A 14201-nucleotide genomic window follows, 5' to 3' on the forward strand; every position below is an offset into this window, starting at 1 on the left:
CCTCTACAGAGATAGTCTGTGGACGCTCCGGTTGGCTTAAGATTACGCAGGGCAACGGAAGTGTCTTTCAGACATTGTTATTCTTGAACAACGGATATGACATCGACTTCACCAACAGCGCGTAAGAGTCCGCATTCGACAGTAAGGTTTTTTGCAAAAACCCAGGGTCAGCATTTAGTTTTTCGGTAACCGCTTGAACATCCATATCTGCAAAAAACTCTTTGCGCACATCATTAGTAAGCTTCGCCATTGCCGTTTCTGCCAAATATTTATTCTCCAGACCACTGGAGATCCTGTCGACTATAGAGTTTGAACGATCAGGATCATCAGCAGTCAACACAAAATCCAGAGCGTAATACATGAAATCGTGAGTCGGTTTGTTCAAGCGATGCGATGACTCGTGCACAATCGTGGTCACAAGATTGACCGGCGACAGATCCAGGGCTTCATCACTTAGAAATAAACGTTTTCTGGGATCTTCCGGGTGGGTATTTGCCGTGTTTCCCAGATTCCCGCCTGGCGCCGCCAAAACCAGTCGTTCTGACCTGCCACCCGCGTACTTGTCAGCCGTTGCCTTCAATGGCACAAGCACGCTTAATAGTTGCTCGCGTAGCGCCTGCGGGCTTGAGTGGGAGCCAAAGATTCGTGAAGTGAAATTTTGATAAACCCAATCAACATTTTCTTCCTTTAACATGCGAATCGCTTCTGCGGTCGCCTTGGGGATAAGTTGCAGGTTATTTTCCAGACGCTGACCTTTTTCCGGAGATAACTTCTTTATTTCTTTCAAACCTCGCGCAGCAATCACGCCTCCCATACTTCCTCTAAATTTCTCGATCGCATCACCCTTGCCCTTATATTTGGCCAACCCCGATACGTCTAGATAAGTTAAAGGGTTATTGGCGCAAAACATATAGACATTCAGTCCGTCTATATCGCTGGCAGGATCTGCCGTTATCCAGCGATGTAACCATGGTGCGTAATACCGATAACCGTAGTAATAAAGTCCGGTCTTATCCCGCTCCTTTCCCGAATAACGGATGGATTTGTACTGCGCCACCAACGAACTTCGCGCCGCCCAGCACGCCGTGCCGCCAAAGGGGTAATAGTGTTCGCGAGTCAATACACCAGCCTCGTGGTCCAGTTCCAAAGTACTGGAACCAAGATGATCGCTGAGGTTGTAACGCAACTGATCGCTTTGCGGAGCACCCGGCCAATGTAGCGCTCGTATCTGGCTGCGCCCGGCCTCGATGCTGATGACATGGCGCTCTACGCCATCACTCTCGCGGTGGATCTCCAGCCCCGGGAGATAACGCACGTCGCAATGCAGAGTCCGGCCGCTACTTCGGGCAATTCTTGTTTTACGTATCCGATGGCCAGGATGGTCGTAGACATAGCACTCATCATCGTCGGCCTCGCCCCCGCGCGCGACCAACGTCACCATGCGCAACTGATTTCGACAGTCCCAGATCATGTCTTGACCACGCTGCAATTGCCGTTGATTGCCGCAGGCATCGAAAGCAGAGGCTACATCGGACTCACCCGGCAGCGACCCATCATCTCGTTGAGCGAGGCTGCGGTTGCTGAGCGTCGAGGTAAACATCGAGAACCCCGGTGTACCATTTTGGTGGCGCGCGAGCAGGTTACCTGCACGATCGTAATCGAAACTCCGAGTGTAATTACGACGCTGGTTGGGATCCAACGGCAGGGGGAGCAGGGCAGGCAAACCCGGGCCGTGACTCGGCTGACTGACTTCCCACCCCCGAGCTTCGACGAGTTGATACAGGCTGTCGTAACGATATCGATTAATCGGCTCAACGCGCTGATTATTGAAATGACTGACGTCCTGGGACGTGTCTGCCTGCTCGATGACATTGCCCACCGGATCGTAGACGTAATTCAGATCCAGCAAGGGTTTCTTGTTTCCGACTCTGGCGACCAGCCTGATCAGGCTGCCATCTTCCGCCGAGTATCTGGCTTGGCTTGTCAGGCCATTACCAGTGGTTTCACTTTCAATCCGGCCCTGTCCGTTGTAGCGGATGTTACCAACCAGTAGTTGTGGTTGCTGGGTTCCACCCACCCGTAGCAGCCATGTTTCAACCAACTGGCCTGATACGTCGTAACAAAACCTTCGAACATTGCCCTTCGCGTCGGTTTGGCGATGGGCTTCGCCAGTGGGGCCAACGGTATGGCGCGTGACGAACTCCTGCGTCTCCAGCCATTCTTCTTTAGCATCTGTTTCGACTGGCCAGTCCGGTATTTCGAGATCGATGAGAAAGCGCCTGCTGTCAACTAGCACATCACCCGCTAGACCATATTCTTCGATGGTTTGAGAGCCAGCGGGATCATCATGGCGAATCAAACGACCGCACTGATTGTGCTCTGCAATGGAAGCACCGTAGAGCAACCGCTCGACCACTTTGGGAAGCTCATCAGCAGCATGCTCCGTCATCGCTACCGGGCGCTGCTGATCGTCGTACTCAACTTGACGCTGACTGCCCCGGCCGTCCCAAAGTAAATGAAGCGAGCCAACGTCATTCAACAACTTCAATTGCCAACCCGCATCAACACTGTCGGTCAATAACGCCTGGGCGCTCAAACTATAGACTGTCTCTATGTTTGGCTTCGGTGCAGTCCCCCACAAACGCGGGTCCCATGATTGCACCTCACGCCCCATACCATCGAGCACTTGCCGGGTAATGCGTGGCTCAATATCCGGTATATCCGGATGCAGGTAATAAGACACCCTGCGGACAGCCAGTCTGCGGGAATCCATGACCGATAACGTGGGGGTGACAGAAGAAGCCTGAACGCTCATGACTCAAGGTTCTCTTTCATTTGAGGGAAAGACTGAACGCTTTCTTGCAGACCCGATACTGTAAGAAGTAACAGGTGTACTTCAGGCCGGTTTGTGATGTGATCTACCTGTTTTGCCTCGCAGTCATGGATACTTGATCAATCTGCCCAAGCCATCCAGCAGCCGCTGCAACGCGCCCTGATTACGGCGCATCACCGCCAGCCCGGCCTCGGCCATGCGTTGCGCATCACGCGGCAGTTCGAACAAGCGCTGCACCTCGATTGCGAGGCCTTCGGCATCATCCACTTCGGCCAACGCCCCGGCTTCGCGCAGTTGCGCGGCAATGTCGAGGAAGTTGAACAGGTGTGGGCCGCTGAGTACCGGTTTCGCCAGAGCGGCGGGTTCGAGCAGGTTGTGCCCGCCGTTCGGCACCAGACTGCCGCCGACAAACGCGCTGTCGGCCAGGGCATAGAGAAACAGCAACTCGCCCATGGTGTCGCCGAGCAGCACGCGCGTCTGCGCATCGACATTAGCCCCGGTCGAGCGACGTACCGTGGCAAAGCCTTCGCGCTGGCACAGCTCGAACACCGAATTGAAGCGCTCGGGATGACGCGGTACCAGAATCAACAATGCATCCGGATGATTGGCCAACAGGCGACGATGGGCGTCGAGCACCACTTCGTCTTCGCCTTCGTGAGTGCTGGCGGCGACCCATACCGGGCGATCCTCTGCCTGCCACTGACTACGCAGATGGGCTGCACGCTGCAACAGTTTCGGGTCGATGGTCAGGTCGAACTTGATCGAACCGGTGACTTCAACGGTTTCCGAACGCGCGCCGAGATCGCGGAAGCGCTGGGCCTCGGCTTCGGTCTGCACGGCCAGCAAACTCATCTCCGCGAGCATAGGCGCGGTGAGTTTGCTGAAGCGGCCATAGCCTTTGGCGGAACGCTGCGACAACCGTCCATTGGCCAGCGCCACCGGAATCCCGCGCCTGGCACATTGATGAATATGGTTGGGCCACAGCTCGGTTTCCATGATCACTGCGAGCCTGGGCTGGACGCGATCAAGAAAACGCGCCGCCGCACAAGGCAAGTCATACGGCAGATAGCAGTGTTGAATGCGCGCCTCGTTGGCGAACAGTGCCTGAATCCGCTCCGAACCGGTCGGGGTCATGCAGGTCACGGTGATCGGCAGCGCCGGATAGCGCTCCAGCAGCGCGCGAATCATCGGCGCGGCTGCAATGCTTTCGCCCACCGACACCGCGTGCACCCAGATGCCGCCGGGCTGCAAGGTCGGCATGCCAAGAGTAAAGCGCTCGCCAATCCGTTTGGCATACGCCGGCGCCTTGCGTGCGCGCAGCCACAGCCGAATCGCCACCAATGGCAGCCCCAGGTAAAACAGCGCGGTGTAGAGAGTTCTATTCATGGCGGCGGAGTTTATCGGCTTTTGTCTCCGATCGCCCGCAAGTGCACGGCAAAACGTTCTGCCAGCCAGCGCGCGGCCGGGCCGAGCGGTTCGTCGCGACGCCAGACCAGTTCCACCACCAACGCCGGCGGCGTCCATTCGCTGTCGAGTTCAACCATTTGGCCCTGATACGCTGAGTACTGCACAACGTGGCGCGGCAACCACGCCCAACCGAGATCGCGCACCAGCCATTCGGACATCACATAAAAACTGTCGGCGCGCCACACCTGCGGGCTGGCCGGCTCATTGCCGGGATAGACGCTGGTCTGCGTCGACATCAGCAATTGCCGGTGCTGCGCCAGTTGCTGGCAGGTCACGTAGGCCTGCTGCGCCAGCGGATGATTGACACCGCAGACCGTGACCATTTCCACTCGACCCAGTACGCGCCGCTCAAGGGCTTCGGGGATTTCATCGTGATAGAACAGCAGGCCGAGGTCGGCGCGACGTTCGACCAGTTTGCGCGCGACTTCGCCTTGGGCGGCGCTGGTCAGTTGCACTTCTAGGCTGGGAAACTGCTCGGCCAGTTCGCCGAAACTTTCCACCAGCGCCTGATAGGGCATCGCCTCGTCCTGGGCCACCCGCAACTGCGCCTCCTGGCCGCGCAGCATCGCCATGGCCCTGCCGTTGAGGCGCTCGCACTGGCGCAACACTTCCCGTGCCTCTTCCAGCAATGCCGCGCCCGCCTCGGTGAGCATCGGCTGCCGACCGCTGCTGCGTTCGAACAGGCTCACGCCCAAATCCTCTTCGAGCATCGCAACAGCACTGCTGATCGCCGATTGCGCCTTGCGTTGTCGACGCGCCACGGCGGAGAAAGACCGCTGTTCAGCGACATCGACAAATACCCGCAGCTGATCGAGATTCCATTGCATGCTTGCTACCAACCCATCTATAGAACAGATAGGTAATGACTTTACCCCATCTGAGCAATCCCTAGAATGTCACTCCAGCAAGCGATGATTTATTTGAGGATCAAACCATGAACGCCTACGTCTATCTGGCCATCGCCATCTGCGCCGAAGTGGTCGCCACCGTTTCGATGAAAGCGGTCAAGGGCTTCAGCACGCCGCTGCCGCTGATTCTGGTGATTGTCGGCTACGGGATCGCATTCTGGATGCTGACGCTGGTGGTGCGCACCGTACCGGTGGGCGTTGCCTACGCTGTCTGGGCGGGGATGGGCATTGTCATGGTCAGTGTCGCGGCACTGTTCATCTACGGGCAGAAACTCGACGTACCGGCGATGCTGGGGATGGCGTTGATCGTGCTGGGGGTCGTCGTGATTCAGCTGTTTTCGAAAACTGCCGGGCATTAAAAAGCAGCAGCAAGCTTCAAGCGGCAAGCCGCAAGCATTGCTGATTTGCTGGTCCGGGTTGCAGCTTGCAGCTTGAAGCTTGAAACTTGCGGCTTCTTCAAGCTCCGAGGTCGCTGCATGCCATCCGTTATTTCCACCGACGTTCTGATTGTCGGCGCTGGTGTCGCCGGCCTCTGGCTGAATGCGCGCCTGCGCGGTCAGGGTTTTTCGACCGTGCTGGTGGAAAGCGCCAGCCTCGGTGGCGGGCAGAGTGTCAAATCTCAAGGCATCATCCATGGCGGCGCCAAGTACGCGCTGCATGGCGCGCTGACCGGCGCCTCGGAAGCCATCGCCGACATGCCGCGACGCTGGCGCGAGGCGCTGGCCGGTAATGGCGAGCTGGATCTGTCCGGCGTTCGCCTGCTGTCCGAAGCCCATTACCTGTGGTCGCCAGGCACTTTGGCCGGCAACCTCACCAGTTTCTTCGCCAGTAAAGCTGTGCGTGGCCGGGTCGATCAGGTCAAGGGCGATGAACTGCCGCCGGCCCTGCAAGACAAGCGCTTCAAGGGCAAGGTCTATCGCCTCGCCGAACTGGTAGTGGATGTCCCGAGCCTGATCCAGCGCCTGGCCGAGCTGGCCGGTGACGGTCTGCTCGCCGGTAAGGTGATCGAGCCGCTGCTGGAAGCCGGTGTGCTGGTCGGCCTGAAAGTCGATGGGCGGGAGATCCGCGCCCAGCGCATCGTCCTCAGTGCTGGCGCCGGCACGGCCGAACTGCTTGAAGCCTTGGGCCTCAGTCGTCCGGCCATGCAGCGCCGCCCCCTGCACATGATCCTCGCCAAGGGCCCCGGCTTGAAACCGTTGTACGCGCACTGCCTGGGCGGCGGCACCAAGCCGCGCATCACCGTGACCACGCACCCGGCGGCTGATGGTCAGTGGGTCTGGTACATGGGCGGTGACATTGCCGAAAGCGAAGGCGTGGCTCGCGAGCCGGCCGAACAGATTGCCACCGCACAGAAGGAAATCGCCCAGCTGCTGCCGTGGATCGACCTCAGCACCACGCGATGGGCGACCCTGCGCGTCGATCGCGCCGAGCCGCTGCAAACCGGCCTGACCCGTCCGGACAACGCGTTCCTCGCCGAGGAAGGTCGCTTGCTCGTCGGCTGGCCGACCAAACTGGCACTGGCGCCAGACTTCGCCGACCGCGTCATCGCTTCGTTGCAACGCGACGGCATCCAGCCGCAGGCGACTGAACCGCTGCCGCCGCTGCCGAAACCGCCGCTCGGTGTACCCGCGTGGGAGCAACTGCTGCCATGACCATCGCCACTCTGCACGAACTGCATCGCCCGCTGGGCAGCACCGGCCTGTCGGTTTCGCCGCTGGGCCTGGGTACGGTCAAACTCGGCCGCGATCAAGGGGTGAAATACCCCAACGGCTTTCAGATTCCCGGCGATGACGAAGCGCGCATGCTGCTGCGCCAAGCGCGGGATCTGGGCATCAACCTGATCGACACCGCACCGGCTTATGGTCGCAGCGAAGAACGCCTAGGCCCGCTGCTGCGCGGCCAGCGTCAGGACTGGGTGATCGTCAGCAAGGTCGGCGAGGAGTTTGCCGATGGCCTGTCGCGCCACGACTTCAGCGCTGCGCACACGCGAATGTCGGTCGAACGCAGCCTGCAACGTCTGGAAACGGATTTTATCGATCTGGTCCTCGTGCACTCGGACGGCAACGACATGGCCATCCTCGAGCACGAAGAGGTCTACGCCACCCTCGCGGCGCTGAAGGCCGAGGGCAAGATTCGCGGCTTCGGGTTTTCCGGCAAAACCGTCGAAGGCGGCTTGAAAGCGCTGGAGCACGGCGACTGCGCGATGGTCACCTACAATCTGAACGAACAAAACGAAAAGGCAGTCATTGACTATGCTGCTGCCCACGGCAAAGCCATTCTGGTGAAAAAAGCCTTGGCCAGCGGTCATGTCTGTCTGAGCCCGGGAGTCGATCCGGTGCGCGCCAGCTTCGAATTGCTGTTCACTCAGCCCGGCGTCGCCAGTGCTATTGTCGGCACGATCAATCCGCTGCACCTCGCCCATAACGTAGCGACCGTTGCCCAGGTCCTGCGTAGTCACTGACGCCGCCCCGCGGCCTTAAGCCAGGAGCCGATATGCCGCGCACGCTCATCCGCAAGAACCCGAGCAACTTCAAGACGCTGCCGCTGTTCGTCGAAGCCACGCCCGAAGGCCTGAGCTATCAGAGCGTCGGCATGCCGCTGAACTTCGCCCAGACCCTCCAACGGCGCAAACCGGTCAGCGTTGCCGACAGCGAACGCTTTGCTCTGGAGCTGGCCAACCTCGGCGTGTCCGTGCGCCTGACCCTGCATTGGCAGAATCGCGATTACTGGGTGCTGGTACGCCAGCGTCGCCAGGATCGCGGCGACGTGGTGCTGAAGCTGATTTCCGGCTACGTGCCGGCCCACGAATTGAATATTCCGCTGCACACGGCGATTCAGGAAATTGCCGAAGAGTGCCTGCTGGAAACCCCGGAAGGCTGGCTCGGCGGGCGTTTCAATGACACCTGGCTGCCCGCGCCCTACTCCGCCGCGCTGCATTACCGCGAAGCGCTGCCGTTTCGCCTGACACCGCTGTCCGGTTCGGCACGGCCGGTGCGCTGCGCCAACCTGCAACTGCTGGAGCGGCCACGGGCATATGTGCATCTACCAACCGCGTCGCTGCAATTGATCTACGATTTGCGCTTGGAAGTGCCCAGGGAAGCCAAATCGCTGAGCTTGTTTCATGTCGATGAACGCTTGGAAGGAGATCAGTTGGTCGCGCGCCTCGACCGAAAACGTCCTGACCTGTATTTGATGCCGCTCAAGGACGGCGCACCCACCGCCGAGCTGTTCACCCTCAAACGCGACAAGCTGATACCGGCCAGCACTCGCGGCATTCACCTGGCCGAGAGCTTCGCTACGCAACAAGGCTGGGTCGTGCACGACGAACGCATTCGCTGGAAGGACTGGCTGGTGCAACAGGGTCTGACACCGGCGAAAGCGCCACGCACCGGCCTCAAGCAGTTGAGCATCAAGGCACTGCGCCTGGTCGGGCTGGGCAGGAAACGCGCGAGCCGCTAGCGCCGGCGATCCCACCAGGTGCGCAGTGTCGCGAAGAAGTGGAAGTAGCGGTTTTCGCGCTTGCCCATGCCACGCTTGGGGGAGAACGACTCTTCGGCAAATGCGCCGGTGATGCGCACGCGGGAGGCCTGGATCGGCAATGTGCAGACCTTGGCGCCTGCCTCAAGCAGGGCGTATTTGAGCAAGCGCTCGGAGTGCAGCTTGCGGCCGGTCGCCTTGCAGAAATCGAAGATACGTTCAATGCGCTTGCCGTACGCAACGTAGGTATCGCGCCCGCACACGGCAAAACGGTCATTCAGGCCGCCCCACCACTGCCAGTCCGGGATATAAACATGGTGCCGCCGCGCCTCGGCGTGGTTGAACAGGTAGCCTGGCAGCGCGGTGTGGAAGAAATTGTCCGGCCGCACAAACACCACGAAGTCGGGATCGAATGACTCGATCTCGCTGGTGACCGTATGCAAGGAGTTCAACTGATAGATCAGGTTACGCAGCGATGCATAGTCATCGGCCCAGGTGTCACCCTGTGCCTTGACCCGCTCGAAATCCCAGCGCTCCAGCACGCCTTCGGTCGAGGTCAACGCGCCGCTCATGGATTCGAAGGGCTGATAGTTGTCAGCCGCCAGCTCGCCTCTCTCGCCGGAACGCGAATTCTGCACTTCATCGACTTTATACAGATGATAAAAGCACCGCACCTCGCTGCCCGCAGGCAACTGCGCCAGTACGTTCTGTTCGATTGAAGGGAAGCAGATCGGCGAATTTCTCGGAATCCCGAAAAACGCCACGGCAATTTTCAACACTCGATTGCACCTATGAAAAAATGATTCGGCCCGGCAGGCACCTGACTGCGGCGTGGCTTATTTGCGCTTGAACAGTTTCTGCCACCAGCGCCGGGGTTGCAGCGCTACGACTATCACATCGGACTTTATTAACCAGTCCCGCTCGTAATCCCAGGCATGGCCGCCCCAAAGCTTCCCCGCCTCGTTGGAGAAGCCCAAAGTCATCAACTGATAGGTGTAACCAACATGCCCGCGCAGCCAGTCGAACAGCACCAGCGTGTTGAAGCCGGTGGAGGGGCCGACGTAGCGCTTGCCGCCCGGGCGGTCGACCGGGTAGTTCCACAGCGGCGGCAACGGAATGCGATCCCAGTACATCGCTACGCGAGGCAACGGACACATCGGTGCTGCGCAACCCACCAGCATGGTGAAGCAGCGCTCGCCCGCGCGGTCGAACAGTCGCTGTACGTCCTTGTTGCAGGGCAACCCGAAAAAATAGGCGTCCGGCGCGTTGTAGCCGTGCACGAAGACATTGACGCTTTGCTCATTGAGCAGCGTCGCCTTGATGCAATGATTGAAACTGACGACGACGTCATCAGCGCCGATATTCAGCGCTGCGAAATCAGCTGCGGTAATCGCGGGATTATTAGCGATCAATACCACCCGCGCCGCACGGCTGAGGCATTCGCGCAGGGCTTCGGGCAAGGCTGGCAAAACCGACTGGTCGCCACCGGGCAGCGCATCCAGCGCCATGTATTCGTCCGCCATTCAGGCCGGCACCTTCATGCCATAACGCAGCTTGACCCAAAACCTTGTAAAACCTGACGGTGGTTGCCATGGGCGCATCTCGCGCTGTATGGCTTCGGCGAGCGCCTGGCCGACCCGGGAAAACGAATAGCGACTCTCGGCAAACGCCTGGCCGTTGCTGGCAATACGTTGTGCCAGCTCGGGGTCGTCCTGCAGCATCTTGATCTTCGCGACCGCTTCGTCTTCGCTGCGGTAGAACACCGTGTTGTGCATGTCTTCGAAACCGAGCAACCGGTCTTCTTCGCCCTGACTCCAGGCCAGCAGCACACAGCCGCACGCCATGGCCTCAAAGTTCTTGATCATGAATTCGTTCATGCCGATATCGGCGCTGACGAAGATCCTGATGCGATTGAGAGTCTGGAGGTACTCCGCCCCGGACTGGGTGCGAGTCACTAGCATGCCGGTGCGTCGCGAAAGGGATTCGAGCATGGCCTTGCGCTCGGCATACTCGGTGCTCTTCAGGCTGCCGAGGAAACCGATCGGGATGTCGCGCTCGACGCCGGTGTTGTGCAACATCTGCTCGTCGTAGCCTTTAGAGACGAACACGGTATCGATGCCTTCGGCGAGCATCTTGCGCGCGACCACTGCGCCGGAAACCAGCGCCCGGCAGCTCGGCAATCGGCTGTACAAGCGCGAGTAAACACCACGGTACTTACTGGCGGGCATGTAATTCTGGTAGGCGTCATGCTCCAGAAAGACCAGACCGGGAATGCACTTGAGCACGCGTAATTGAGGCGCCAGACGCTTGACCCGGGAGAAGATCACTACGCGGTCAAAGGTCTGGTACTCGACCGAAGCCAGAAAGGCTCCGAGGTTCATCTGCTGCTGTTTGCTCAGACGATAGATGAAACACTCATCGCAGTTCTGCTGAACGATGTCATAGAGCCGGTCGAGAATGACCCGCTGCTCGTCCATCACCAGAAGCATGACTTTCATAAATTAAATGACCACGTAACGTAGGCAGGCAGGCGCAGCGGATTCAAACCTGCCCACATCGACGGAAACGGTTAAATCCCCAAGGCAAAACCCGTTCACACGCGGTACACAACGGTAAAAATTCATCTGATCAGCGACTGCGGATTTTTTCGACAATTGCGGTCGTCGAGCTGTTTTCCACCAGTCCCAACACTTTCACGGTACCGCCATAAGCGGTGACGATATCTGCACCGACAACCTGATCGATGCCGTAATCGCCGCCCTTGACCAGCACGTCCGGCTTGACCTCGCGCAGCAGATTCTCTGGCGTGCCTTCCGGGAAGCTGATGACCCAGTCCACCGCACCGAGGCCCGCCAGAACCGCCATGCGCCGGTCGACACTGTTGATCGGGCGACCGGGGCCTTTCAGGCGGCTGACCGAAGCATCGTCGTTGACCGCGACAATCAGTCGATCGCCTTGCGCTCGTGCCTGCTCAAGGTAGGTCACATGGCCGGCGTGGAGGATATCGAAGCAGCCATTGGTGAAGACAATTCTTTCGTTATGCGCACGGGCGTCCGCGACGGCCAGCACCAACTGCTCAAGGCCCAGCACACCACGCTCGGAGCCTTCCTCGCGCTGAATGGCGCGACGCAGTTCCGGGGCACTGATGGCAGCCGTACCGAGCTTGCCGACCACGATACCCGCTGCCAGGTTGGCCAGGGCCACGGCGTGTGGCAGATCCTCACCGGCAGCAATCGCCGCGGCCAGGGTCGAAATCACCGTGTCGCCGGCACCGGTCACATCGAACACTTCTCGGGCTCGCGCAGGTAAATGCAACGCGGGTTGATCCGGGCGCAGCAGGGTCATGCCGTGTTCGCCACGGGTGACCAGCAGCGCCCCGAGTTCGAGATCGTGCATCAACGTTGCGCCCTTGCTGACAAGTTCGTGCTCGTCGACACAACCGCCCACGATGGCTTCGAATTCGCTGAGATTCGGCGTGATCAGGCTGGCGCCTCGGTAGATCGAGAAGTCCTTGCCCTTCGGGTCGGCCAGCACCGGTATGTTCTTCGCCCGTGCCGCCTGGATCAGCGCCTGATGATTTTTCAGTGCGCCTTTGCCGTAGTCGGAAAGCACCAGCACCTTGATGCCTTCGAGGAGGTCATCGACCTGCGAGCCGAGCGCCAAAGCGTCGGTGGCGAACGGTTCTTCGAAGTCGATACGCAGCAATTGCTGGTGCCGGCTCATGACCCGCAGCTTGACGATGGTCGGCTGGTGCGCAATGCGCTGGAACAAAGCACGTACGCCGGCGCCTTTGAGACTGTTGCTCAGGCTGTCGGCGGCTTCGTCATCACCGGTAACACCGACCAGCGACGCGGGCGCACCCAGTGCGGCGATGTTCAGGGCAACGTTCGCGGCACCGCCCGGACGGTCTTCGATCTGCTCGACCTTGACCACCGGCACTGGCGCCTCAGGGGAAATCCGTGAGGTTCCGCCATGCCAGTAACGGTCGAGCATGACATCGCCGACCACCAAGACAGGGGCTTGATCGAAACGCGGCATGGACAACTTCATGGAGCAACCCACATACAAAATGAACAGGGGCGCGATATTAACACAGGGTAAAGCGCCGTCCGCCTCAATCTGAAAGGTCGCGGACCCAGAACAGTTCGTGGCGGCGAACAGCCTTGCGGAAAAACTCGTTACTGCCAGTGACAGGCCAGCGACGTCCCGCCAGCACCTGTTGAATGACGCGACGCAACTGCCGCTTGAACCCGAGCGAGCCCTGCAGGTCATGCTCCATGGCCAGCGCCATGGCCTTGTCCAATTGCACATCCGCTGATAGCAATGGACTCCACAGACGATCGGACGGCAACGGCTCGATTGCCGGCGGCAGCGTGATACCGCCACCGGCCGGGCCCATTGGCCAGCGGTCATTGTCATGCAGATGATTGGCGTACATCAGCAAGGTCGACGGCTTCCACGTACTGGCGGCGATGGCTTCCAGCAGGGCACGGGTGGAAGCGACGTGATCGCTGTGCGGGTCCAGCTCGGGATGCGGAGTGACAACGACTTCTGGCTGAAAATGCTCGAGCAATTGCCGTATATCACCGACGAGATTGATCCAGGTCGGCGCACCATCGACATCGCCGGGCAGTTTGAGCGGATTGTGCCGCCGAACACTGCGCACATCGTTTTCGCCGGATTCCCGCGAGCCGAATGATGTGTCCGGCTCCTCGGCCATCGCGGGCAACTGCAGACAGTAATAACCCAGCTGTACGCAACGACTGGCCTGCACCCCGCCCCACAATGGGATGCTCAGGCTATCCCAACTACGCAGCCTGCCCTTCAGGCGAGCGGCTTGAGCCTTGTCCAGTCCGAGGCGCTGGAAGACTTCGGCTTCGATTTCGCCCTGGGTCAGTGTGACGATGCTCGCTTCTGCGCAGCGACTGTATAGCCCGAACGCAGCCAGCTCGGCGTCATCAGCGTGGGGCGCGATGACCATGACCCGTTGCTGCGCGTAATCGGGGTTGCTCATTACCCACAGTGTGCCGCTGGAACTCAGCGTGCAATGCCGTCCACGCACTGTCAGGGTATTGTCGCCAAGCGCCGCCTGCCCGGACAGATTGAGGTAACGCCGGCCGTTTACGCCCCGCTCGAAGTCCTGGCGATCGTCGTCCAGCTCGACGTAAGGATCCAGCCAGCGCCCGAGCCAGGTCGCCTTGACTTCAAGCTCAAGCACCAGCGTTTCTCCCGGCGCCAGCGACTCGCTCAGACGCAGGACACCGGCATCCAGATTCACGGCCTGCTGCGCAGCATCCTCAGGAAAGTGATATTGGTAGTCGTCGCTCGCGCGATAGAACAGGTGATCGGCAAACCACGCCTCATGCGCCACCCACGCCAAGGCCAGCAGCACCGGCACCAGCCACCAGCCAAGCAAGAAGCCGGCCGCCACCAGAGCGATCACAAACGCGATAAGGAACAAGCGTTTGCTGCGTCGGTGCGCCTTGAGAAGCTGTTGCTTGCGAGCAGTCATGGTT

At 59.7% G+C, this 14201-nt stretch carries 12 protein-coding genes; 4 read left to right on the forward strand and 8 right to left on the reverse strand.

Going from position 1 to position 14201, the window contains the following annotated elements; genetic code table 11:
* Positions 1-67 precede the first annotated feature (67 nt).
* From KVG85_RS17930 to KVG85_RS17940, 3 genes are all read right to left on the reverse strand, one after another.
* A complete protein-coding gene (locus KVG85_RS17930) occupies positions 68-2815 on the reverse strand; it encodes an RHS repeat domain-containing protein (RefSeq protein ID WP_217864527.1) in 2748 nt (915 codons plus the stop codon).
* A 123-nt stretch (positions 2816-2938) separates the two neighbouring features.
* Positions 2939-4219, reverse strand: a complete 1281-nt coding sequence (gene waaA, locus KVG85_RS17935; RefSeq protein WP_217864528.1) for a lipid IV(A) 3-deoxy-D-manno-octulosonic acid transferase — start codon at positions 4217-4219, stop codon at positions 2939-2941.
* An 11-nt stretch (positions 4220-4230) separates the two neighbouring features.
* Positions 4231-5127: a LysR family transcriptional regulator gene (locus tag KVG85_RS17940; protein ID WP_073471658.1), complete on the reverse strand. Its 897-nt coding sequence runs from the start codon at positions 5125-5127 to the stop codon at positions 4231-4233.
* Positions 5128-5234: 107 nt separating this feature from the next.
* Between KVG85_RS17940 and KVG85_RS17945 the strand changes: the two genes are divergently transcribed.
* The 4 genes from KVG85_RS17945 to KVG85_RS17960 all read left to right on the forward strand — a co-directional run bounded on the left by KVG85_RS17945 (position 5235) and on the right by KVG85_RS17960 (position 8667).
* Positions 5235-5567 carry a DMT family transporter gene (locus tag KVG85_RS17945; protein WP_217864529.1) on the forward strand — a complete coding sequence of 111 codons (333 nt, stop codon included), beginning with the start codon at positions 5235-5237 and terminating at the stop codon, positions 5565-5567.
* A 117-nt stretch (positions 5568-5684) separates the two neighbouring features.
* The gene (locus tag KVG85_RS17950; protein ID WP_217864530.1) at positions 5685-6860 is read left to right on the forward strand and encodes an NAD(P)/FAD-dependent oxidoreductase; all 1176 of its coding nucleotides are present in this window, start codon (positions 5685-5687) and stop codon (positions 6858-6860) included.
* Entirely contained in the window at positions 6857-7669 is an 813-nt protein-coding gene (locus KVG85_RS17955) for an aldo/keto reductase (protein ID WP_217864531.1), read from the forward strand. Before KVG85_RS17950 ends, KVG85_RS17955 begins: the two co-directional genes overlap by 4 nt.
* A gap of 32 nt (positions 7670-7701) precedes the next feature.
* Entirely contained in the window at positions 7702-8667 is a 966-nt protein-coding gene (locus KVG85_RS17960; protein WP_071174214.1) for a metal ABC transporter ATPase, read from the forward strand.
* On the opposite strand, the gene KVG85_RS17965 is transcribed toward KVG85_RS17960, so the two are convergent.
* The 5 genes from KVG85_RS17965 to KVG85_RS17985 form a co-directional block, all read right to left on the reverse strand.
* A complete protein-coding gene (locus tag KVG85_RS17965; protein ID WP_217864532.1) occupies positions 8664-9464 on the reverse strand; it encodes a hypothetical protein in 801 nt (266 codons plus the stop codon). The two genes, KVG85_RS17960 and KVG85_RS17965, sit on opposite strands and share 4 nt — an antisense overlap.
* 57 nt (positions 9465-9521) lie before the next feature.
* Complete coding sequence (locus KVG85_RS17970; RefSeq protein WP_217864533.1) at positions 9522-10208, reverse strand: HAD family hydrolase; 687 nt, start codon at positions 10206-10208, stop codon at positions 9522-9524.
* Positions 10209-11183 carry a glycosyltransferase family protein gene (locus KVG85_RS17975; protein WP_217864534.1) on the reverse strand — a complete coding sequence of 325 codons (975 nt, stop codon included), beginning with the start codon at positions 11181-11183 and terminating at the stop codon, positions 10209-10211. It lies immediately after the preceding gene.
* Between the two features lie 130 nt (positions 11184-11313).
* Positions 11314-12735 carry a bifunctional D-glycero-beta-D-manno-heptose-7-phosphate kinase/D-glycero-beta-D-manno-heptose 1-phosphate adenylyltransferase HldE gene (hldE, locus tag KVG85_RS17980; protein ID WP_076565323.1) on the reverse strand — a complete coding sequence of 474 codons (1422 nt, stop codon included), beginning with the start codon at positions 12733-12735 and terminating at the stop codon, positions 11314-11316.
* Positions 12736-12799: 64 nt separating this feature from the next.
* On the reverse strand, positions 12800-14197 hold the full coding sequence (locus KVG85_RS17985) for a PIG-L deacetylase family protein (RefSeq protein WP_217864535.1): 1398 nt from the start codon (positions 14195-14197) through the stop codon (positions 12800-12802).
* Positions 14198-14201 lie beyond the last annotated feature (4 nt).

This window comes from Pseudomonas triticicola (assembly GCF_019145375.1).
GTDB classification, from domain to species: Bacteria; Pseudomonadota; Gammaproteobacteria; order Pseudomonadales; family Pseudomonadaceae; genus Aquipseudomonas; species Aquipseudomonas triticicola.